The organism is Pseudomonas fluorescens (genome assembly GCF_002837185.1).
Lineage (GTDB): Bacteria > Pseudomonadota > Gammaproteobacteria > Pseudomonadales > Pseudomonadaceae > Aquipseudomonas > Aquipseudomonas fluorescens_AM.
In genome coordinates, this window is record NZ_KZ477994.1 from 144,803 (window position 1) to 166,489 (window position 21,687).

Genomic DNA, 21,687 nt, shown 5'->3' on the forward strand with positions numbered 1-21,687 from the left:
CACAGGTGGGAGGGGGCTTGCTCCCGATAGGGGTGTACCAGTCGCTGAATATATTGACTGGTCTACCGCAATCGGGGGCAAGCCCCCTCCCACATGTGTGCTTACACCTGGTCTGCTACTGGCGCAGGCTGGATGGCCAACTGGTCGGCCAGGCGCACGAATGCGGCCAGGTCCAGTTGCTCGGGACGCAGGCTGCCATCGACGCCGGCTGCTTCGATCTCGGCATTGCTCAACAGCGCCTTGAGCGTGTTGCGCAGGGTCTTGCGGCGTTGGTTGAACGCTTCGCGCACGACGCGCTCCAGCAGTTTGTGGTCCTTGGCCGGGTGCGGCAGTACCGCATGCGGCACCAGGCGCACGATGGCCGAGTCGACCTTCGGCGGCGGGTTGAACGCACCCGGGCCGACGTTGAACAGGTGTTCGACGCGGCAGTGGTACTGAACCATGATCGACAGGCGGCCCCAATCGCCACCCCCTGGGCCGGCGGCCAGGCGTTCCACCACTTCTTTTTGCAGCATGAAGTGCATGTCGCGGATGATCCCGGCGTTGTTCAGCAGGTGGAATATCAGCGGGGTGGAGATGTTGTACGGCAGGTTACCGACAACGCGCAGGCTGTTGGGCGCGGCGTTGAGGGTGTTGAAGTCGAACTTCAGCGCATCGCCCTGATGCAGGTTGAAGTTGGGCTTGTCGGCAAATTGCTGATTGAGGATCGGGATCAGGTCTTTGTCCAGCTCCACCACATCCAGTTGACCGCCACTGGCCAGCAGGCCTTGGGTCAGAGCGCCCTGGCCCGGGCCGATTTCCAGCAGGCGGTCTTCTGGCTTGGCATGGATGGAGCGCAGGATGCGGTCGATCACGCCAGCGTCGTGCAGGAAGTTTTGCCCGAAGCGCTTGCGCGCCCGGTGTTGGTAATGCTCGGTCATATACGGGTCTCGGCCATCTGATAGGCGGTTTCCAGGGCCACGTGCAGGCTGCCGGTATCGATCTTGCCGCTGCCTGCCAGGTCCAGGGCAGTGCCATGGTCGACGGAGGTGCGGATGATCGGTAGGCCCAGTGTCACGTTGACTGCGGCGCCGAAGCCTTTGTATTTCAGCACGGGCAGCCCCTGGTCATGGTACATCGCCAGCACTGCGTCGCAGTGCTCCAGATATTTGGGGGTAAACAGAGTGTCTGCAGGCAATGGGCCGCGCAGGTCCATGCCTTCTTGGCGCAGGCGCTCTAATGTCGGTTCAATGATGTCGATTTCTTCATGGCCCAAATGGCCGCCTTCACCGGCGTGGGGGTTGAGCCCACAGACCAGGATGCGCGGTTGGGCAATGCCGAATTTTTGTTGCAGGTCGGCGTGCAAGATGCGCGTGACGCGTTCGATGCGCTCGGCGGTGATGGCGTCGGCGATATCGCGCAGCGGCAGATGGGTGGTAACCAGCGCGACGCGAAGGCCACGGGTGGCCAGCATCATCACGACTTGTTCGGTCTGGGTGAGTTCGGCAAGGAATTCGGTATGGCCGGAGAAGGCGATGCCGGATTCATTGATCACGCCTTTATGGACGGGCGCGGTGATCATGCCGGCGAAGTCGCCGTCGATGCAGCCTTGCCCGGCACGGGTCAGGGTTTCCAGGACAAAGGCGGCATTGGCCTTGTCCAGTTGTCCGGCGACGACCCTGGCGTGCAAAGGGGTGTCCCACACGTACAGGCTGCCCGCTGGCGCCGGCAGGTCGGGCCAATTGTCCGGTGCGACGCTCAGCAGGTTGACGGCCACACCCAGTTGCGCGGCCCGCTCAAGGAGCAGGTCGCGGCTGGTAATGGCAATCAGGGGATGTGGCTGGGGTTGCGAGGCGAGCAGCAGGCACAGGTCTGGACCAATGCCGGCCGGCTCGCCGGGTGTTACCGCGAAACGCTGGGGTTTCACTGGGCTGCCTGGTCGGTGCCTGTTTGCTCGGCGCCTGGCAGCTTGTTTTCTACGTAGGCTTCGTCACGGATCTGACGCAACCAGGTTTGCAGCTCTTCGTCGTACTTGCGGTTGCGCAGTACGGTCAGGGCTTGCTGTTCGCGGGCCTGGTTGGTGTTGTCGGTGGCGCGACGGCCAAGGACTTCCAGTACATGCCAGCCGTATTGGGTCTTGAACGGCTTGGACAGCACGCCTTGCGGCGTATCGGCCATCACCTGCTGGAACTCGGGCACCAGAGCTTTCGGGTCGATCCAGTTCAGGTCGCCGCCGTTGAGGGCCGAGCCTGGGTCTTCCGAGAAACTCTTGGCCAGGGTGGCGAAGTCTTCACCGCTTTCGATGCGGTCATAGATCTTCTGGGCCAGCTCCTTGGTTTGTGCCTCGGTGCGGATTTCGCTCGGTTTGACCAGGATGTGACGAACGTGTACTTCGTCTTTCAGCGAGGTCTCGCCGCCGCGCTTGCCGAGCAGCTTGAGGATGATAAAACCGCCTGGGGTACGCGCCGGTTGGGTGATGTCACCCACGTTCATGGCACTCAGCTCACGGTCGAACGGCGGTGGCAGTTGCGCGGCTTTACGCCAGCCCATGTCACCACCGTCGAGCGCGTTGTCGCTGCCGGACTGGGCAATCGCCATCTGCGCGAAATCAGCGCCCGCCTTGAGGCGGTCGTAGATCGCCTGGGTTTTGGCCGCAGCGGCATTGAGCTGCTCGGCGTTGGCACTGTCTGGCGTCGGGATCAGGATATTGGCCAGGTGCAGCTCTTCGGAGAGTTGCATCTTGCCCAGGTCCGAGGCCAGGAAGTTCTTCACTTCCTGCTCCGACACCTGAACCCGCTCCGCTACGCGGCGTTGGCGTACACGGCTGATGATCATTTCCCGCTTGATCTGGTCACGCGCGTCCTCATAGGACAGGCCATCGTGCGCCAGGGCTGCGCGGAACTGATCGATGCTCATGTTGTTACGTTGAGCGATGGTACCGACGGCCTGGTTCAGCTCTTCGTCCGAAATACGGATGCCGGAGCGTTCGCCGATCTGCAGTTGCAGGTTTTCGACGATCAGGCGTTCCAGCACCTGGGGTTCCAGGACGCTGGTCGGCGGTACCCCACCGCCACGCTTGGCGATGGTTTGCTGAACTTCCTTGACCCGTTGGTCCAGCTGGCTCTGCATGATCACGTCGTTATCGACGATGGCTGCGACTTTATCCAGCTGTTGCACCGCGGCATGCGCCGAGGCGGCACCCAGGAACAGCGCGCCCAGCACTAGCGGGCGCAAACACTCAGAAAGCTTTGTCTTCACGTTCACGATAACCTTCAATGCCTTTGTCGAGGAAGCTCTCTACCTTGGCGCCGGTCAGGCCGCCGAGTCCTTTAAGGACGATCTGGAAGAAGAGCCCGTGGTCACCCTTTTCGTTAAGGGGGGCGATCTGGGTATATTCGTCGTTGGAAACCCAATAACGGTTGATCACGCGCAGTTTCCAGCAGCAGTTGTCGTACTCGAAACCACCAAAGGCTTCCAGGGTACGGTTGCGTGCATAGTCATACTGCCAGCGGGTGATCAGGTTCCACTGTGGAATGATCGGCCACATCATCGAGAAGTCGTGTTGCTGGATTTTGTAGTAATCCTTCACGTAGTTCTCTTCGCCTGGCCTGCCGTAGTCGCCACCGAACTGCCATTTGTTGGTCAGCTGGTTATAGACGACCTGGTCGTTGCGATAGCGATAACCGAGGTTGATAACCTTGTTCGGGTCGTTCTCCGGCTGGTAGTGGAACATCGCGCTGCCGGACCGTGGAGAGTGGCTCTCGGGATCCCAGTTGTAGTCGGCTGTGGCGCGCCAGTCGCGGTTGAAGTGGAATTCGTATTCCAGCGCGATAGGCGATACGTCGGTACGCGCGTCATCACGATCGGCGGCCAATACGCCTGGCAGTTGAACCTCACGGTCCTTGAAGTACACGGCCTGACCTACCGAAACGCGTTGGCGCTCGAAACCGTTATCTTCGATCCAGCGGCTGGTTACGCCCAGGGACAGCTTGTTCTCGTCACCGATCCGGTCGGAACCGCTGAAGCGGTTGTCGCGGAACAATGAGGAATAGCTGAACGAGTATTCGCTGGTATCAAACACCGGAATATCGCTCTGGTCCTTGTTTGGTACGTAGAGGTAGTAGGCTCGCGGTTCGAGGGTCTGGTTGAAGTCCTTGCCGAACAAATTGGTTCTGCGGTCGAAGTACAGGCCGCTGTCTACGCTGGCTACAGGTATTGCGCGGTCCTGGGAGCTCTTGAAAGTTTGACCGGCAAGGGCCATTTGGCTCTTGCCTGTACCATCCAGGTCAAGATCGTACTTGGTGTAGACGTACTTGAGCTTCGGCGTGATAAAGCCGTAGGTCCAGTTCATCGGGTATTCGACGGCTGGCGCGACGTTCAGACGAGTACCGTTGGCGCGGGTAAGACCCAGTACGTTGCTATCCAGGCGAGGTGAAACCAAGCCGTTTTCGTCGGTGAACGTACCGCTCTGCAAGTCACGATCAAAGCGTACGGCTTCGGTTTCATAACTGAAGTTCAAGCCGCCCGGATGAAACGGCAGTTGGCCGTTCAGCGTGAGCTGCGGCAACCGGTCATACGGCGTGATCTGAGAGATTGTGGACAGCTGGTACGCTTGGACATTCAAGCGAGCCTGATAAGAGTCGCCGCGATACGTCAGGGAACCCTGCTGGTTCAGGAAGTCCTGGTTCTCTACACCTTCCTCGAACGACTTCAGATCCTGGAAGTAATAAGGGTCGCTGATCTTGGTGTAGTCCACCTGGGACGTCAGGCGCGAATCCAACCCGCCCCTGTGCTGCCAGTTGAGCATGTAGCGGGTTTTTTCGTAATCGGTCTGGTTCTTGCGCTCGTCGTTATCGTCGTTCAGGTACGCCCCGCCGAACTGGCCTTCGCTGGACTTGGTGAGGTAGCGGAATTCGCCTTCCATCAACAGGCCGCGCTTGGTCATGTATTGCGGGTACAACGTGGCGTCGTAGTTCGGTGCCAGGTTGAAGTAGTACGGCGTCACGAGGGTAAAGCCAGTTTCACTGCCGGTGCTGAAGCTCGGCGGCAGGAAGCCTGATTGACGGCGGTCGTCAATCGGGAAGTAGATGTAAGGGGTGTACAGGATCGGGATGTTCTTGACCCGCAACGTCGCGTTGGTGGCGGTACCGAAACCGGTGGCCGGGTTCAACGTGATGTTGTTGCCCTTGAGCTGCCAGGCGTTGCTGTCCGGCTCGCAGGTGGTGTACGTACCGTCCTTGAGACGGATGATCGCATTCTCGGCACGCTTGGCGTACAGCGCGTTACCGCGGATACGCGACTTGTGCATCACGTACTCGGCGTTGTCGATCTGGGCCGCGCCGGTATCGAGCTGGACCTGGGCACGGTCGCCCACGATCAGCGCGCCGTTGTCGCGCAGGCGCACGTTGCCGTTCAGCTCGCCACGGTTCTCGGCCTGGTACAGGCTGGCTTCGTCGGACTCCAGCTGCATGCTGCCCTGGCGCATGACGACGTCACCGGCCAGTGTGGCAACCTGCTGTTCCTGCTCGTAACGAGAGGCCTTGGCACCGATGAAAGTCGGCGCATCGCTCTTGTTCGTCTTGTCGTTCATGCCAGGACGCGTCGGCTCGATGTAGGAGCCGCCGCAGTAAGGGCCGGTTTCGGCCAGCTGTGCTGCGGTCAGTTTCTCGCGAGGCACCCAGTCCAGGTGGCTGTAGTCTTTGCTGCGCGAACGCAGCCCACGGCCCTTGGCTTCGGTGACCAGCATGGTCTTGGGCTCGGCGTCGACGCTGCCGCCAGCTTCGCCCTGCGGCGTGCTGTTGGCCGAGCTGACGGCAGAACCGTCATGCACCGGGCGCGGTGGCAATGGGGCGGCGGCCGTCTTCGGCGCGCAATCCCAGGCACCCGAAGCAGAGACTGAGCAGTCATACTGTTCCGCGGCGACCACGAATGAGGTGGCGAAAGGTTGCAAGGCCAGCAGACTGCCGGTTACCAGCAACGGAAATTTTCTACGAAACGCGGGGGATTTCAATGCCATCTTATTAGTCCGGGCTTCCTGCGTGCCATCTGCCCGCGGTTTGGGCCGCACGCCTCTCGATGGTCTGAAAAAGATGCGTGATAATAAAGCATGCCCCGCTTGACGGCTAGCGCCGTCGGAGACCCTTGTAATGCCCGAGCACGATCTACGTTTACAACAGCTGGAAGTCTGGCTGGATGAGCAGTTGCCGATTCTCTTCAACGCTCAGGACTGGGGCGCCGTACCCCCGGCCACATTGACCGCGGCCAGCAGTGACGCGAGTTTCAGGCGCTACTTCCGGTGGGAGGGCGGGGCGCATACATTCGTCGTGATGGACGCGCCACCGCCCCAGGAAAACTGCAAACCTTTCGTCGATATCGCGCATTTGCTCGCGAAATCGGGAATTAATGTGCCAAAAATTTATGCAGAAGATTTGCCCCGTGGCTTTCTTTTGCTCAATGACCTGGGCCGAAAAACCTACCTGGACGTGATTGACGAGCAAAACGCCGATCAATTGTTCGCCGACGCCATCGATGCGTTGCTGGCGTTTCAGCAGTTGCCGATGGACGCGCCGCTGCCCAGCTATGACGTCGCCTTGTTGCGTCGCGAGCTCGAGTTGTTCCCTGAATGGTATGTACGCCGGCACCTGGGTATCGAGCTTGATACCCGGCAGCAGGCCCTCTGGCAGCGGGTCAGTGAACGGTTGATCGAAAGCGCCCTGGCCCAGCCCAACGTGCTGGTGCACCGCGACTATATGCCGCGCAACCTGATGATCAGTGAGCCCAGCCCTGGGGTGCTGGATTTCCAGGATGCGGTCTATGGCCCGGTGACCTATGACATTACCTGCCTGTTCAAGGACGCCTTCCTCAGCTGGCCCCAGGTCCGCGTGCGCGCGTGGCAGCGCGGCTATTGGGAACGCGCCGGGCAGTTGGGCATCCCCGTGCAGGATGATTTTGAAGACTTCCTGCGCGCCAGCGACCTGATGGGCGTGCAACGTCACCTCAAGGTCATCGGTATCTTCGCGCGGATCTGTCACCGTGATGGCAAGCCGCGCTATCTGGCGGACGTGCCGCGCTTCTTTGCCTATATAGAAGCGGTGCTCGCCGACCGACCTGAGTTGAGCGACCTGGGCGAACTGCTCGGCAGCCTGCGCCAACCGGCCGAGGCTTGCGTATGAAGGCGATGATCCTGGCGGCCGGCAAGGGCGAGCGCATGCGCCCGCTGACGCTGCATACGCCCAAGCCGCTGGTGCAGGCAGGCGGCAAACGGCTGATCGAGTATCACCTTGAAGCGCTGGCCAAGGCCGGCTTCACCGAGATCGTGATCAACCATGCCTGGCTCGGTCAGCAGATCGAAAGCTATCTGGGGGACGGTGCCCAGTTCGGCGTGCGTATCCGTTATTCAGCCGAAGGCGAGCCGCTGGAAACCGGCGGCGGAATTTTCCAGGCGCTGGCGTTGCTGGGGGACGAGCCGTTCCTGGTGGTCAACGGCGATATCTGGACCGATTACGACTTCAGCCAATTGAAGCGACCGCTCCAGGGCCTGGCCCATCTGGTGATGGTCGACAACCCGGCGCATCATCCGTCCGGCGGTGACTTCCACCTGAGCGACGGCGTGCTTCATGATGCGGCGCCCGGTGCCGATAACCTGACCTTCAGTGGCATTTCTGTGCTTGACCCTCAATTATTCGCGGGTTGCAGTGCGGGTGCCTTCAAGCTTGCGCCGTTGTTGCGTGCGGCGATGACCAAAGGTCGGGTAACGGGTGAACACATGAAGGGACGCTGGGTGGATGTCGGAACGCTTGAACGTCTGGCGCAGGTCGAAACCTTGCTGACAGCAGGACGATAGGATGTTGTGGCCAGGGACGCTGATCGGCGCCGGGGCTGGCTTTGCGATTGCCAGCATCCCGGGGGCTTTGTTGGGTGCATTGCTGGGGCAGGCGCTGGACCGGCGCCTGCAATTGCACAGCTGGGCGCAGTTACGCGAACGCCTTGGCGGTCGCCCCGCGTTGCGCAACGACGAATTGTTGTTCGTGCTGCTGGGGCGTCTGGCCAAAAGCAATGGGCGCATTGTGGACGGGCATATCCAGCAGGCGCGCCAGGAAATGCGCGCGCTGGACATGACCGAGCCGGCCCAGCGCCGAGCCATCATGGCCTTCAATCGCGGCAAGTCCGGCACTGACCGTGTCCGCCGTTATCTGCGCGTGCTCAAGGCGCAACCCCATGCCGCCGAGGGGGTTCTACGTGCCTGTTGGCGCATGGCCTGGGCCGATGGCCGGGCGGATGATACCGAGCGTGAGCTGATCCAGTTGTGGGGCAAATGGCTGGGCTGGACGCCGCAGCAAATCCGCGCGTTGGCTTCCGATTACGCGCCGGCGCGCAAGCCGTTGGCCAACCGTGGCGGGGCTTATCAGGAAGCGCTGCGGATTCTGGGAGTGACGGCAACCGCTGAGCCCTCGGTGATCAAGCACGCCTATCGCCGCTTGCTCAGCCGCCACCACCCGGACAAGATCGCCGGCAGTGGCGCCAGCCCCGCACAAGTGCGCGAGGCGACCGAGCGTACCCGTGAGTTGCATAACGCTTACGCATTGATTCGCGAGCGGCGGGACTTTCGTTGATAGTGCCAGCCTGAGAACGCCGATCGAATGTGGGAGGGGGCTTGCCCCCGATGGCGGAGTGTCAGTCAGCACGTGTGGCAGCTGATACACCGCTATCGGGGGCAAGCCCCCTCCCACATTGGTTATTCAGCACTTTCGAAAAATGTGTTCAATCGGCCTGCGGGCTCAACCAGCCGCGAACTCTGCGGTACAACTGCTCCTGCTCGGCGGCATCGTTGCCGGGCAGGGCGTGGAGTTGCACCGGCTTGTAGCCGTCATTCTTGCCGCGTTTGGCCGCCTGCATACGGGCCAGTGCATTTTTGCCGTCCTGGGCGCCGTCCTGGTAGAACACATCCGCGGTAGGCACTTTCAACGCCGGCGCCAACTGCTGCAGGTCCGGTTGACGAGCGGCGGGTGTCTTCCCGGCCACCATCACCAGTTTCTGCACCTGGGCGGGTTGTTTCTCGCTCAGGTAGCGCGCAGCCCACCATGCACCGGTGCCGTGACCGAGCAGTGCCACACTGCGGGCGCCCTGGGTCTGGGCGAAAGCGACGGCAGCGTCGATGCGGTCGAAGATACGTTTGGCGTCGGTCTTGTCCTGTTCATCCGCGCCCGGTACCACCGCCGGGTCAGTGCCTTCGGCTTCCGCGCTGGCAGCCTGTTCGACGGGTTTGGCGACCGTGCTGCCGTCCTTGCTGCTGGTATCGACCGCCGCTTTGGGCGGCTCGATGACGCGTGGCGGCAAGGTGTCCAGGTTGACGTCCGGCAATGACAGGCTGAGGGTGCCCCAGGCAGCGTCCGGCAGTTTACGGCGCAACGGGCCGATTGCTTGCGGCCAGTCGGCATTTTCGCCGGCGCCTGGCACGATAATCACCACACCTTGGGGGTCGGCTCCGTTGGCGGGCTTCCACAGGGCCAGGAACGACTCGCTGCCGGCCTGCAATTGTTGTTGTTCCTGTTGCGCAACCTGACGTTCGAGCGCGCGCGCTTCTGCCTCGCTGCGCTCGGGCAAGGGCTGGCGCTCGGCGGGTTTTTCCGCGACGGCTGCTGGCGCATCGGCGGCTTGAACAGAAAAGGCGCTGGTAAATAGCAGCGACAGGCACAATGCTGGCAGTGCCGAACGGTTTCGAGGTGGCATCGTTAAATCCCGGCCAGAAGTGATTCCAGCAGCCTAATGGGTTGATCGGTATTTGTCAGTGATGTGAGACGTGGATCATGGGTTTTCGCTTGCTGCTGGTTATCGGCTGTCTGTGTGTTGCCTTGATGGGCAACGCCGCGCCTGCTCCCGTCGTGCCCCAGGCGCAGCTGAATGCGCAGCAGCGTGCGTGGCTGGCGCAGCACCCGCAACTGCGGGTGGGCCTGGTATTGCAGGCGCCTTACGCGCAATACGACCGACGGCTGCAGCGGTTGTCCGGGGCCAATGTCGAGTTGATGCAATGGCTGGCCAAGGCGCTTGGCATCGAGTTGACCTGGCGCAACTTTCCCGATCAGCAGCAGTTGGAAGCCGCCGTGCGCGATGGCGAGGTGGATATCGCTCCGGGCCTGCAGCAAACCCCGGCCGGCTTGCGCCTGTGGTTGTTCAGCGACCCTTATATGCGTGTGCCCCAGCATATCGTCGGTATTCGCGAAGGCGGCGGCGCGGTGGAGCTGGAAAAACTCGACGCACAATCGCGCATCGCGGTGCGCATGCCCAGCACGGTGGCCGATTACCTGCGCAGTACGTACCCCAACCTTAACCTGCAAGGCGTGCCCATGGAGCGCCAGGCCCTGCAGTTACTGGTGAGTCGGCAGGCGCGCTATGCAGTGGTGGATGAGGCGCAACTGGGGCGGTTGTCCGGCGAGGCGGAGTTTGCCGGGCTGGCGGTGGTCGGCGATATCGGCTTGCCGCAGTTGCTGCGAGTGGCCACTCGGCGTGAATGGCCGCAGCTGGCCGGCATCATGCAAAGCGCCTTGCGGGCGATACCCGCCCGCGACCTGGATCAATTGCACAGCCGCTGGCTGCAACCTCAGTACCCGCGTTTATCGGACGCCATGGGCTTGTGGAAAAACCTCAGCGTGCTGTTGGGGCTGATGCTGCTCGCCAGCCTCGCGGCGGTGCTCTGGCAGCGCCGCCAACAGCGTCACCTGGAGCACGACCTGTTGGCGGCGCGGGAGGAAAGTGCAGCGCGCGCCGCTGGCGCTGAAGCCTTGCGCCTGACGCAGTTTTCCATCGATCAAAGTACGGTCGGCATCCTGTGGGTGAATTGGGACAGTCACGTGCGTTACGCCAATCGCGCCGCCGAAACCATGCTCGGCTATGGCGCTGGCGCGTTGATCGAGCGACCGCTGATCGATTTCGACCCGACGTTGACCATGGACCGCTGGCTCAATCTGTGGAAGCGTGGGCGTGCCAGCGAGGAAGGCGCGCAGACCTTCGCCACCGACTGCCTGCGCGCCGACGGCAGCATCCTGCCGGCGGACGTATCGTTGAGTTTTCTGCGCTTTGCCGACGGCGAGTACCTGGTGGTTTACCTGACTGACGTCACCGAGCGCCGCCGTTATGTGGCCGCCTTGCTGCAGAGCGAGGCACAGTTGCGCGAATTGTCGGCCCACCTGGAAACGGTGCGCGAAGAAGAAAAGGCGCGTATCGCCCGCGAGGTACACGACGAACTCGGGCAGATGCTCACCGTGCTCAAACTGGAAACCTCTATGTGTGAATTGGCCTATGCGCAACTCGACCCGGGCCTGAACGAGCGCTTGAACAGCATGAAGCGCCTGATCGCCCAGCTTTTCCAGCTGGTCCGTGATGTCGCCACCGCGCTGCGACCGCCGATTCTCGACGCCGGCATTGCCTCGGCCATCGAATGGCAGGCGCGCCGTTTCGAAGCGCGCACGCAGATTCCCTGTCTGGTACGCGTCCCGGAAAACCCGCCGGTACTGAGCGACGCCAAGGCCATCGGTCTGTTCCGCATCCTGCAGGAAGCGCTGACCAATGTGATGCGCCATGCCCAGGCGCATACTGTGGAGCTGACGCTGGGCGTAGATGGCCCGAACCTGCGACTGACCATCAGCGATGACGGAATCGGCTTCGTGCAGGCGCAGGGGCGAGCGGTGTCGTTCGGCCTGGTCGGCATGCGTGAACGGGTGCTGATCATGGGCGGGCAGTTGAGCCTGGTCAGCGAGTTGGGGGAGGGCACCACCCTGAGTGTCACGGTGCCGTTGGATGCCTGACAACAATAAGAGGAAACCCCTGTGATCCGCGTACTGGTAGCCGAAGACCACACCATTGTCCGAGAAGGCCTCAAGCAATTGATCGGCCTGGCCAAGGACCTGCTGGTGGTGGGCGAAGCGAGCAATGGCGAGCAATTGCTGGAGACCCTGCGCCATGTGCCGTGCGAGGTGGTGTTGCTGGATATCTCCATGCCCGGCGTGAATGGCCTGGAGGCTATCGCGCGTATCCGGGCGCTGAGCAACCCGCCGGCGATCCTGGTGTTGTCCATGCACGATGAGGCGCAAATGGCTGCTCGCGCCCTCAAGGTCGGCGCGGCCGGCTATGCCACCAAGGACAGCGACCCGGCACTGCTGCTGATGGCGATTCGCAAGGTCGCGGCGGGCGGGCGCTATATCGACCCGGACCTGGCAGACCGCATGGTCTTCGAAGTCGGCCTGACGGATTCGCGCCCCTTGTACTCGCTGCTGTCGGAGCGCGAGTTCTCGGTGTTCGAACGTCTGGCACAAGGCGCCAACGTCAACGACATCGCCCTGCAGTTGGCCCTGAGCAGCAAGACCATCAGCACCCACAAGGCGCGCTTGATGCAAAAGCTCAATATCACCTCCCTGGCCGAGTTGGTGAAATACGCCATGGAACACAAGCTGCTGTAGCGGCGTATCCATTAACGACACCTCGCAAGCGCCGCCCGACACGGGCTTGCCGCTGCACTGTCCCATGCCCGTCATCCGGGTAGGGCGATCCCTACCCCGAACCTTCCATCCGGCTGATGCGATTCTCTCCTGGCCCCCGATTTCCGGGGCCTCGCGCGTGGACTACGCTTGTGTCACAGCGGTCCAAAACACAAAGGTGCGGGTATGAGCGAGGCGGATACAAATGATGTGCTGGTCAGCTTTCGTGGCGTGCAGAAAAGCTACGATGGCGAAAACCTGATCGTCAAAGACCTCAACCTGGAGATTCGCAAGGGCGAGTTCCTCACCCTGCTGGGGCCGTCCGGTTCGGGCAAGACCACCAGCCTGATGATGCTGGCCGGCTTCGAAACCCCCACCGCCGGCGAAATCCAGCTGGCCGGACGCTCGATCAATAACGTGCCGCCGCACAAGCGCGACATTGGCATGGTGTTCCAGAACTACGCATTGTTCCCGCACATGACCGTGGCCGAGAACCTGGCGTTTCCCCTGTCCGTGCGTGGCTTGAGCAAGACCGACATCAGCGAGCGGGTCAAGCGCGTGCTGAGCATGGTCCAGCTCGACGCCTTCGCCCAGCGCTACCCCGCGCAACTGTCGGGGGGCCAGCAACAGCGGGTGGCACTGGCCCGCGCATTGGTGTTCGAACCGCAACTGGTGCTGATGGACGAACCCCTGGGTGCCCTCGACAAGCAATTGCGCGAACACATGCAGATGGAAATCAAGCACCTGCATCAGCGCCTCGGCGTGACCGTGGTGTATGTGACCCATGACCAGGGCGAAGCCTTGACCATGTCCGACCGTGTGGCGGTGTTCCACCAGGGCGAAATCCAGCAGATCGCCGCGCCGCGCAGCCTGTATGAAGAACCGAAGAACACCTTTGTGGCCAACTTCATCGGCGAAAACAACCGCCTCAATGGCCGTCTGCACAGCCACACCGGCGAGCGCTGTGTGGTGGAGCTGGCGCGCGGCGAGAAGGTCGAGGCGCTGGCGGTGAATGTCGGCGCGATCGGCGGCCCGGTGACCCTGTCGGTGCGTCCGGAGCGCGTCAGCCTCAATGGCGCAAGTGACCGCTGCATCAACCGTTTCTCCGGGCGGGTGGCGGAGTTCATCTACCTGGGCGACCACGTGCGTGTGCGCCTGGAAGTCTGCGGCAAGACCGATTTTTTCGTGAAACAACCGATTGCCGAGCTGGACCCGGCCCTGACGGTCGGCGACGTAGTACCGATTGGCTGGCAAGTCGAGCACGTTCGCGCACTCGACCCACTTCTAGAGGCGAATTGATCGCCCCCTGGCTTCACCAACCCTGCACGTGGAGAGCACAACAATGTTGAGATCCCTTAAGTATTCGGCCCTGGCTATCGGCTTGATGGGCGCGACACAGGTCATGGCAGGCCCGGACCTGACTGTCGTTTCCTTTGGCGGCGCGAACAAGGCGGCCCAGGTCAAGGCCTTCTATGCCCCGTGGGAAAGCGCGGGCAACGGCAAGATCATCGCCGGTGAATACAACGGTGAGATGGCCAAGGTCAAAGCCATGGTCGACACCAAGAGCGTGTCCTGGGACCTGGTGGAAGTGGAGTCGCCGGAACTGTCCCGTGGCTGCGACGAAGACATGTTCGAGCCCCTGGACCCGAAACTGTTCGGCAACCCCGCCGACTACGTCAAAGGCGCGATCCAGCCCTGCGGCGTGGGCTTCTTTGTGTGGTCGACCGTGCTCGCCTACAACGCCGACAAACTCGCCAGTGCACCGACCAGCTGGGCGGATTTCTGGGACACCAAGAAATTCCCCGGCAAGCGCGGCCTGCGCAAAGGCGCCAAATACACCCTGGAATTCGCGCTGATGGCCGACGGTGTAGCGCCCAAGGACGTCTATAAAGTGCTGGCCGGCAAAGATGGCCAGGACCGTGCGTTCAAGAAACTCGACGAACTCAAACCGTCGATCCAGTGGTGGGAAGCCGGTGCACAGCCGCCGCAATACCTCGCCTCGGGCGACGTAGTGATGAGCTCGGCCTACAACGGCCGGATCGCCGCCGTGCAGAAAGAAAGCAACCTCAAAGTGGTGTGGAACGGCGGCATCTACGACTTCGACGCCTGGGCCATTCCAAAGGGCCTGGCCAAGGACCGCGCCGAAGCGGCGAAGAAATTCATCGCCTTCTCGGTGCAGCCGCAACAGCAGAAGATCTATTCGGAAAACATCGCCTACGGCCCGGCCAACACCCAGGCCGTGCCGCTGCTGGCCAAAGACGTGCTCAAAGACATGCCGACCACCCCGGAAAATATCGCCAACCAGGTGCAGATCGATGTGAGCTTCTGGGCGGATAACGGCGAGCAGCTCGAGCAGCGCTTCAATTCCTGGGCTGCTAAATAATCCATGTGGGAGGGGGCTTGCCCCCGATGACGGTGTGTCAGACGACGGCTGATTTGACTGATCCACCGCCATCGGGGGCAAGCCCCCTCCCACAGGGGATCTGTTGTGTTTGACAGATTGCATCCACTTTCAAGACCCGGAGTTTTCCATGGCCCTCGCCATCCCCACCCTCAAGCAGCGCCTGGCCCGTGCCGAGCGGCTCAATCGCTGGAAAGCCCAGGCCTTGATTGCGCCGCTGGTGCTGTTTTTGCTGCTGGTGTTCCTGGTGCCCATTGTTGCGCTGCTCTACAAAAGCGTCGGCAACCCGGAAGTGGTGGCAGGCTTGCCGCGCACAGTGGTGGCAGTGACGGCCTGGGACGGTCGTGGCTTGCCTGGCGAGCCGGTGTACCAGGCGCTCAGTGAAGACCTGGGCGAAGCGCGCAAAAACCAGACCCTGGGCGATCTGTCCAAACGCTTGAACATGGAACTGGCCGGCTATCGCAGCCTGCTGACCAAAACCGCGCGGGCGCTGCCGTTCACCGACGCGCCGGCCTCTTATAAAGCTGCGCTGGAAACCCTCGACGAACGCTGGGGCGACCCGGCGTACTGGCAGGCGATCCGACGCAATACCAGCAGCCTGACGCCTTACTACCTGCTGGCGGCCGTCGATCACCGCATCGACGACCTGGGCGAAATCGCGCCGGCCACACCCGACCAGGCGATCTATCTGGATATCTTCGCCCGAACATTCTGGATGGGCCTGGTCATCACTGTGATCTGTCTGCTGCTGGCCTATCCCCTGGCGTACCTGCTGGCCAACCTGCCGGCGCGTAAAAGCAACCTGCTGATGATCCTGGTATTGCTGCCGTTCTGGACCTCGATCCTGGTGCGGGTGGCAGCGTGGATCGTACTGCTGCAATCCGGCGGCCTGATCAACAGCGCCCTGATGGGCATGGGCCTGATCGATACGCCGCTGGAGTTGGTGTTCAACCGTACCGGTGTGTACATCTCGATGGTGCATATCCTGCTGCCGTTCATGATTCTGCCGATCTACAGCGTGATGAAGGGCATTTCGCCAACTTACATGCGTGCGGCGATTTCCCTGGGCTGTCACCCCTTCGCCAGCTTCTGGCGCGTGTACTTCCCGCAGACCTACGCCGGTGTCGGTGCCGGCTGCCTGTTGGTGTTCATCCTGGCGATTGGTTACTACATCACCCCGGCCTTGCTGGGCAGCCCGAACGACCAGATGGTCAGCTACTTCGTGGCCTTCTATACCAACACCAGCATCAACTGGGGCATGGCCACGGCGTTGGGCGGCTTGCTGCTGCTGGCGACGGTGCTGCTGTACCTGATCTACAACCGGCTGGTGGGCGCCAGTCGCCTGCGCCTGAGCTGAGGAGACCTTGCAATGCTGAGCCCATATAGGTCACCGGTGGAGCGGCTGTGGTTCTACAGCCTGCGGATTCTGTGCGGCCTGATCCTGCTGTTCCTGATCCTGCCAGTACTGGTGATCATCCCGCTGTCGTTCAACAGCGGCAGTTTCCTGGTGTACCCGTTGCAGGGCTTTTCGCTGCAGTGGTATCAGGACTTTTTCGCGTCGGCCGAATGGATGCGCGCCCTGCGCAACAGCCTCATCGTCGCCCCGGCGGCCACGGTGCTGGCGATGGTGTTCGGCACGCTGGCGGCGATTGGCCTGACGCGCGGCAACTTCCCCGGCAAGGCATTGGTGATGGCCCTGGTGATTTCGCCGATGGTAGTGCCGGTGGTGATTATCGGCGTGGCCAGTTACCTGTTCTTTGCCCCGCTGGGGCTGGGTAACAGCTTCTTCTCGTTGATTGTGGTGCACGCGGTGCTGGGTGTGCCGTTTGTGATCATTACCGTGTCGGCGACCTTGCAGGGGTTCAACCACAATCTGGTGCGGGCGGCGGCCAGCCTGGGCGCGTCACCGTTGACCGCGTTTCGCCGGGTGACCTTGCCGCTGATCGCGCCGGGGGTGATTTCCGGTGCGCTGTTTGCATTCGCCACCTCGTTCGACGAAGTGGTGGTGACATTGTTTCTCGCCGGGCCGGAGCAAGCTACCTTGCCCAGGCAGATGTTCAGCGGCATCCGTGAAAACCTCAGCCCGACGATTGCGGCGGCGGCGACGTTACTGATTGGGTTTTCAGTGGTGCTGTTGCTGACGCTTGAATGGCTGCGCGGACGCGGCGAAAAGCTGCGCACTGCCCAGGTCTGAAGCCTCGAACAGAGCAAAATGTGGGAGGGGGCTTGCCCCCGATAGCGGTGTATCAGTCTCAGATGTGCTGGCTGATACACTGCTATCGGGGGCAAGCCCCCTCCCACATTGGTTTTGTGTTCACTCAGATAATGACCATTCAGTTGCTGAATGCTGGGCAACCCAAAATCCCGAGCTACTCTTGTGCCAGCCCATCTCTCAATAAGAGGCCGCGCACATGAGTACTTCCTCATTCAAGATCGCCCATAAACTGCTCACCGGCGCTGGCGCCATCGAACAGCTCGCCACCGAACTCACCCGCCTGGATGTGGATAACCCGTTGATCGTCACCGATGCCGTGCTGGTCAAGTCCGGCACGATCGCGCTGGCGCTCGAGCACTTGGGCGGGCGCCCTTATGAAATTTTCGACCGCGTGCTGCCCGACCCGGAAATCGCCATTGTCGAAGACTGCATGCAGGCCTACCGCGATGGCGGGCACGATGGCCTGATCGGCGTGGGCGGCGGCAGTGCCATCGACATCGCCAAGAGCGTGGCCGCTTACGCTGGTTACCACGGCGCCCTGGCGGATTTGTTCGGTGTTGACCAGGTACCGCGCAAGGGCCCACCGTTGATCGCCATTCCCACCACGGCGGGCACCGGCTCGGAAGTGACCAACGTGGCAATCCTCTCGGACAAGGTCGCCCAGCTGAAAAAAGGCATCGTCAGCGACTACCTGCTGCCGGATGTGGCGCTGATCAGCCCGCAAATGACCCTCACTTGCCCCCGCAGCGTCACCGCCGCCAGTGGTGTCGACGCGCTGGTGCATGCAATTGAGTCCTACCTGTCGCTGAACGCCTCACCGATCACCGATGCCCTGGCGATTGGCGCGATCAAGCTGATTGCTGGCGCACTGCCCAAGGCTTACGCCAACCCGGCCAACTTGCAGGCCCGTGACGATATGGCCACCGCCAGCCTGATGGCCGGCATGGCCTTCGGCAACGCGGGCGTGGGCGCAGTGCATGCACTGGCGTATCCGTTGGGCGGCCGGTTCAACATCGCCCACGGCGTGAGCAATGCGCTGTTGCTGCCCTATGTGATGCACTGGAACAAGCTGGCCTGTGTCGAACGGATGCGCGACATCGCGCAGGCCATGGGCGTGAATGTCAGCGGGCTGAGCGTGAATGATGCCGCCGATCAGGCTGTCGAGGCGATGACGCGACTGTGCGCCGCCGTCGAGATCCCTGCCGGCCTGCGCAGTTTCGGCGTGCCTGAGGAGGCTATCCCGGCGATGGCCACCGAAGCGGCGGGCATCGAGCGCCTGATGCGCAATAATCCGCGCCAGCTCAGCGCGGCCGATATCGAAAAAATCTACCGGGCGGCATATTAATCGTTGAGTGAGGTCACGGTGCGCAGGGCAAAGCTGAGGTATACAATGCGCGCCATCGTGATTTAGCTCAAAAAAGGTGCGTCATGCAGCCCTTCGTCATTGCTCCATCGATTCTCTCCGCCGACTTCGCCCGCCTGGGCGAAGAAGTGGACAAGGTGTTGGCCGCCGGCGCCGACTTCGTGCACTTCGACGTCATGGACAACCACTACGTGCCCAACCTGACCATCGGCCCGATGGTCTGCGCAGCGTTGCGCAAGTACGGGATTACCGCGCCGATCGACGCACACCTGATGGTCAGCCCGGTGGACCGCATTGTCGGCGACTTCATCGACGCCGGTGCGACCTACATCACGTTCCATCCGGAAGCCACGCTGCACGTCGACCGTACCCTGCAACTGATCCGCGAAGGCGGCTGCAAGGCGGGCCTGGTGTTCAACCCGGCCACACCGTTGAGTGTGCTGGAATACGTGATGGACAAGGTCGACATGGTGCTGTTGATGAGCGTCAACCCGGGCTTTGGCGGGCAGAAGTTCATCCCCGGCACCCTGAACAAACTGCGCGAAGCGCGGGCGCTGATCGATGCGTCGGGCCGCGATATCCGTCTGGAAATCGACGGTGGGGTCAACGTCAACAATATTCGCCAGATCGCTGCCGCGGGGGCTGATACGTTCGTGGCCGGTTCGGCGATCTTCAATGCCCCGGATTACCAGGAAGTGATCGCCAAGATGCACGCCGAACTGGCGCTGGCGCGTCCATGAGCGGCTTTGAGCAGCTGTTCCCCGGCAAATTGCCACGGCTGGTGATGTTCGATCTGGACGGTACCTTGATCGACTCGGTGCCCGACCTGGCGGCGGCGGTGGACCAGATGCTGCTCAAACTGGGGCGCAAGCCTGCGGGGCTCGAGGCGGTTCGCGAATGGGTCGGCAACGGCGCGCCGATGCTGGTGCGCCGGGCGCTGGCCGGTAATATCGACGCCAGCGGTGTGGATGAGGTCGAGGCCGAACATGCCCTGGAGTTGTTCAATGCCGCCTATGAAAGCAGCCACGAACTGACGGTGGTGTATCCCGGCGTGCGTGACACCCTCAAATGGTTGAGCAAGCAGGGCGTGGAAATGGCTTTGATCACCAACAAGCCGGAGCGCTTCGTCGCACCGCTGTTGGACCAGATGAAGATCGGCCGGTATTTTCGCTGGATCATCGGCGGCGATACCCTGCCGCAGAAAAAACCCGACCCGGCGGCGCTGTTCTTCGTGATGAAAATGGCGAATATCCCGGCGTCCCAATCGTTGTTCGTGGGCGATTCGCGCAGCGATGTATTGGCGGCAAAAGCTGCAGGGGTGCAGTGCGTGGCCTTGAGTTACGGCTACAACCATGGCCGGCCGATTGCCGAAGAATCGCCGGCGCTGGTGATTGACGACCTGCGTCTGTTAATCCCCGGTTGCCTGGGCGCGGGCGCTGAGATAACGTTGCCCGATATTGATCCGTCTCCTTCTGGAAATCCCATCGTGGTGGTCACTCGCAAACTCTGGATGAAAGTCATCAAGGCCCTGGCCCGCTGGCGTTGGCGCGCCTGACTGATCCTGGCCGCATTTTGCGGCACGTTTGCCTACCTGACCGATTGACCCTCACACCACGAGGCACCTGATGATCCGCGAAGAATTCCTGCGTTTGGCCGCTGCCGGCTACAACCGTATCCCGATGGCCCGCGAAACCCTGGCCGACTTCGACACGCCGCTGTCGATCTACCTGAAACTGGCCGACGAGCCGAACTCGTATCTGCTGGAGTCGGTACAGGGCGGCGAGAAGTGGGGCCGTTATTCGATCATCGGCCTGCCGTGCCGCACGGTACTGCGGGTTCACGACCATCATGTGAGCATCACTCATGATGGCGTCGAGATCGAAAGCCATGACGTAGACGACCCCCTGGCCTTCGTCGAGGTCTTCAAGGCGCGCTACAACGTGCCGACCATTGCCGGCCTTCCGCGTTTCAACGGCGGCCTGGTGGGGTATTTCGGTTATGACTGCGTGCGCTACGTGGAGCAGCGCCTGGGTAAATGTCCGAACCCGGACCCGCTGGGCGTGCCGGACATCCTGCTGATGGTCTCCGATGCGGTCGTGGTGTTCGACAACCTCGCCGGCAAGATGCACGCGATTGTGTTGGCCGACCCGTCCCAGGCGGATGCTTACGAACAAGGCCAGGCCAGTCTCGAAGCATTGCTGGACAAGCTGCGCCAACCGATCACGCCGCGTCGTGGCCTGGACCTCGGCCGTCCGCTTGCCGCAGATCCGGTGTTTCGCTCCAGCTTCACTCAGGCGGACTACGAACGCGCGGTGGACACCATCAAGGAATACATCCTCGCCGGTGACTGCATGCAGGTGGTGCCGTCGCAACGGATGTCCATCGATTTCAAGGCGGCGCCGATTGACCTGTACCGAGCGCTGCGTTGCTTCAACCCGACGCCGTACATGTACTTCTTCAACTTCGGTGATTTCCACGTGGTGGGCAGCTCACCGGAAGTGCTGGTGCGCGTCGAAGACAACCTGATCACCGTGCGCCCCATCGCCGGTACGCGCCCGCGGGGCGCCACCGAAGAAGCGGACCTGGCGCTGGAAGAAGACCTGTTGAGCGACGACAAGGAAATCGCCGAACACCTGATGTTGATTGATCTGGGGCGTAATGACACGGGGCGTGTCTCGGAAATCGGCTCGGTGAAGTTGACCGAGAAGATGGTCATCGAACGCTACTCCAATGTGATGCACATCGTGTCCAACGTCACCGGGGAACTGAAAGCCGGGTTGACCGCGATGGACGCACTGCGTGCCATTCTGCCGGCCGGTACCTTGTCGGGCGCGCCGAAGATTCGCGCGATGGAAATCATCGACGAGCTGGAGCCGGTCAAGCGGGGCGTCTATGGCGGCGCCGTGGGGTATTTCGCCTGGAACGGCAACATGGACACCGCGATTGCGATCCGTACGGCAGTGATCAAGGATGGCGAACTGCATGTGCAGGCCGGTGGCGGCATTGTGGCTGACTCGGTGCCGGCCCTGGAATGGGAAGAAACCCTGAACAAGCGCCGGGCGATGTTCCGGGCGGTGGCGTTGGCGGAGCAGACCCCGCAGGACTAAAGCCAAATGTAGATCAAACTGTGGGAGGGGCGGTGCGACGATTCGACTTGCTCCCGATAGCGGTCTTTCAGGTCATGATGCACTGGCTGACACATTGCTATCGGGGGCAAGTCGAATCGTCGCACCGCCCCTCCCACATTAGACCTTCATTG

General features: G+C 61.8%; 18 protein-coding genes. 13 read left to right on the forward strand and 5 right to left on the reverse strand.

Going from position 1 to position 21,687, the window contains the following annotated elements; genetic code table 11:
- Window positions 1-101: 101 nt before the first annotated feature.
- From rsmA to CIB54_RS12185, 4 genes are read right to left on the reverse strand one after another with little or no spacing between them, the layout of a single operon-like run.
- Complete coding sequence (rsmA, locus tag CIB54_RS12170) at window positions 102-920, reverse strand: 16S rRNA (adenine(1518)-N(6)/adenine(1519)-N(6))-dimethyltransferase RsmA (protein WP_065950916.1); 819 nt, start codon at window positions 918-920, stop codon at window positions 102-104.
- Entirely contained in the window at window positions 917-1,906 is a 990-nt protein-coding gene (gene pdxA / locus CIB54_RS12175; protein WP_065950915.1) for a 4-hydroxythreonine-4-phosphate dehydrogenase PdxA, read from the reverse strand. Before pdxA ends, rsmA begins: the two co-directional genes overlap by 4 nt.
- Entirely contained in the window at window positions 1,903-3,237 is a 1,335-nt protein-coding gene (locus CIB54_RS12180) for a peptidylprolyl isomerase (protein ID WP_083217966.1), read from the reverse strand. Before CIB54_RS12180 ends, pdxA begins: the two co-directional genes overlap by 4 nt.
- On the reverse strand, window positions 3,218-5,995 hold the full coding sequence (locus CIB54_RS12185) for an LPS-assembly protein LptD (protein ID WP_065950913.1): 2,778 nt from the start codon (window positions 5,993-5,995) through the stop codon (window positions 3,218-3,220). The genes CIB54_RS12180 and CIB54_RS12185 overlap by 20 nt, the downstream gene beginning before the upstream one ends.
- Window positions 5,996-6,125: 130 nt before the next feature.
- Here CIB54_RS12185 and CIB54_RS12190 point away from each other — a divergent pair, with 130 nt between their 5' ends.
- The 3 genes from CIB54_RS12190 to CIB54_RS12200 are packed head-to-tail and all read left to right on the forward strand — an operon-like array spanning window position 6,126 to window position 8,591.
- Window positions 6,126-7,151 (forward strand): aminoglycoside phosphotransferase family protein, encoded by a 1,026-nt coding sequence (locus CIB54_RS12190; protein WP_101219903.1) that lies wholly within the window; start codon window positions 6,126-6,128, stop codon window positions 7,149-7,151.
- Entirely contained in the window at window positions 7,148-7,822 is a 675-nt protein-coding gene (gene murU, locus CIB54_RS12195; protein ID WP_065950911.1) for an N-acetylmuramate alpha-1-phosphate uridylyltransferase MurU, read from the forward strand. Before CIB54_RS12190 ends, murU begins: the two co-directional genes overlap by 4 nt.
- A 1-nt stretch (window position 7,823) precedes the next feature.
- A complete protein-coding gene (locus tag CIB54_RS12200) occupies window positions 7,824-8,591 on the forward strand; it encodes a TerB family tellurite resistance protein (protein ID WP_065950910.1) in 768 nt (255 codons plus the stop codon).
- Window positions 8,592-8,739: 148 nt separating this feature from the next.
- On the opposite strand, the gene CIB54_RS12205 is transcribed toward CIB54_RS12200, so the two are convergent.
- The gene (locus CIB54_RS12205; protein WP_101219904.1) at window positions 8,740-9,708 is read right to left on the reverse strand and encodes an alpha/beta hydrolase family protein; all 969 of its coding nucleotides are present in this window, start codon (window positions 9,706-9,708) and stop codon (window positions 8,740-8,742) included.
- A 77-nt stretch (window positions 9,709-9,785) separates the two neighbouring features.
- Here CIB54_RS12205 and CIB54_RS12210 point away from each other — a divergent pair, with 77 nt between their 5' ends.
- The 10 genes from CIB54_RS12210 (at window position 9,786) to trpE (ending at window position 21,535) form a co-directional block, all read left to right on the forward strand.
- On the forward strand, window positions 9,786-11,780 hold the full coding sequence (locus CIB54_RS12210; protein ID WP_101219905.1) for a sensor histidine kinase: 1,995 nt from the start codon (window positions 9,786-9,788) through the stop codon (window positions 11,778-11,780).
- A gap of 21 nt (window positions 11,781-11,801) precedes the next feature.
- Window positions 11,802-12,431 (forward strand): response regulator, encoded by a 630-nt coding sequence (locus tag CIB54_RS12215; protein ID WP_101219906.1) that lies wholly within the window; start codon window positions 11,802-11,804, stop codon window positions 12,429-12,431.
- A 204-nt stretch (window positions 12,432-12,635) separates the two neighbouring features.
- Window positions 12,636-13,748: an ABC transporter ATP-binding protein gene (locus CIB54_RS12220; protein ID WP_065950906.1), complete on the forward strand. Its 1,113-nt coding sequence runs from the start codon at window positions 12,636-12,638 to the stop codon at window positions 13,746-13,748.
- Window positions 13,749-13,791: 43 nt separating this feature from the next.
- Window positions 13,792-14,832, forward strand: a complete 1,041-nt coding sequence (locus CIB54_RS12225) for an ABC transporter substrate-binding protein (RefSeq protein WP_101219907.1) — start codon at window positions 13,792-13,794, stop codon at window positions 14,830-14,832.
- Between the two features lie 148 nt (window positions 14,833-14,980).
- Window positions 14,981-16,207, forward strand: coding sequence for an ABC transporter permease (locus CIB54_RS12230; RefSeq protein WP_101219908.1), 1,227 nt, complete (start codon window positions 14,981-14,983; stop codon window positions 16,205-16,207).
- A 12-nt stretch (window positions 16,208-16,219) separates the two neighbouring features.
- On the forward strand, window positions 16,220-17,044 hold the full coding sequence (locus tag CIB54_RS12235) for an ABC transporter permease (protein WP_065950903.1): 825 nt from the start codon (window positions 16,220-16,222) through the stop codon (window positions 17,042-17,044).
- A 217-nt stretch (window positions 17,045-17,261) separates the two neighbouring features.
- A complete protein-coding gene (locus tag CIB54_RS12240) occupies window positions 17,262-18,410 on the forward strand; it encodes an iron-containing alcohol dehydrogenase (protein WP_101219909.1) in 1,149 nt (382 codons plus the stop codon).
- 83 nt (window positions 18,411-18,493) lie between these two features.
- On the forward strand, window positions 18,494-19,168 hold the full coding sequence (gene rpe, locus CIB54_RS12245; RefSeq protein ID WP_065950901.1) for a ribulose-phosphate 3-epimerase: 675 nt from the start codon (window positions 18,494-18,496) through the stop codon (window positions 19,166-19,168).
- Window positions 19,165-19,983: a phosphoglycolate phosphatase gene (locus tag CIB54_RS12250; RefSeq protein ID WP_065950900.1), complete on the forward strand. Its 819-nt coding sequence runs from the start codon at window positions 19,165-19,167 to the stop codon at window positions 19,981-19,983. Before rpe ends, CIB54_RS12250 begins: the two co-directional genes overlap by 4 nt.
- Before the next feature lie 70 nt (window positions 19,984-20,053).
- On the forward strand, window positions 20,054-21,535 hold the full coding sequence (gene trpE / locus CIB54_RS12255) for an anthranilate synthase component I (RefSeq protein WP_101219910.1): 1,482 nt from the start codon (window positions 20,054-20,056) through the stop codon (window positions 21,533-21,535).
- The last annotated feature ends 152 nt before the right edge of the window (window positions 21,536-21,687 follow it).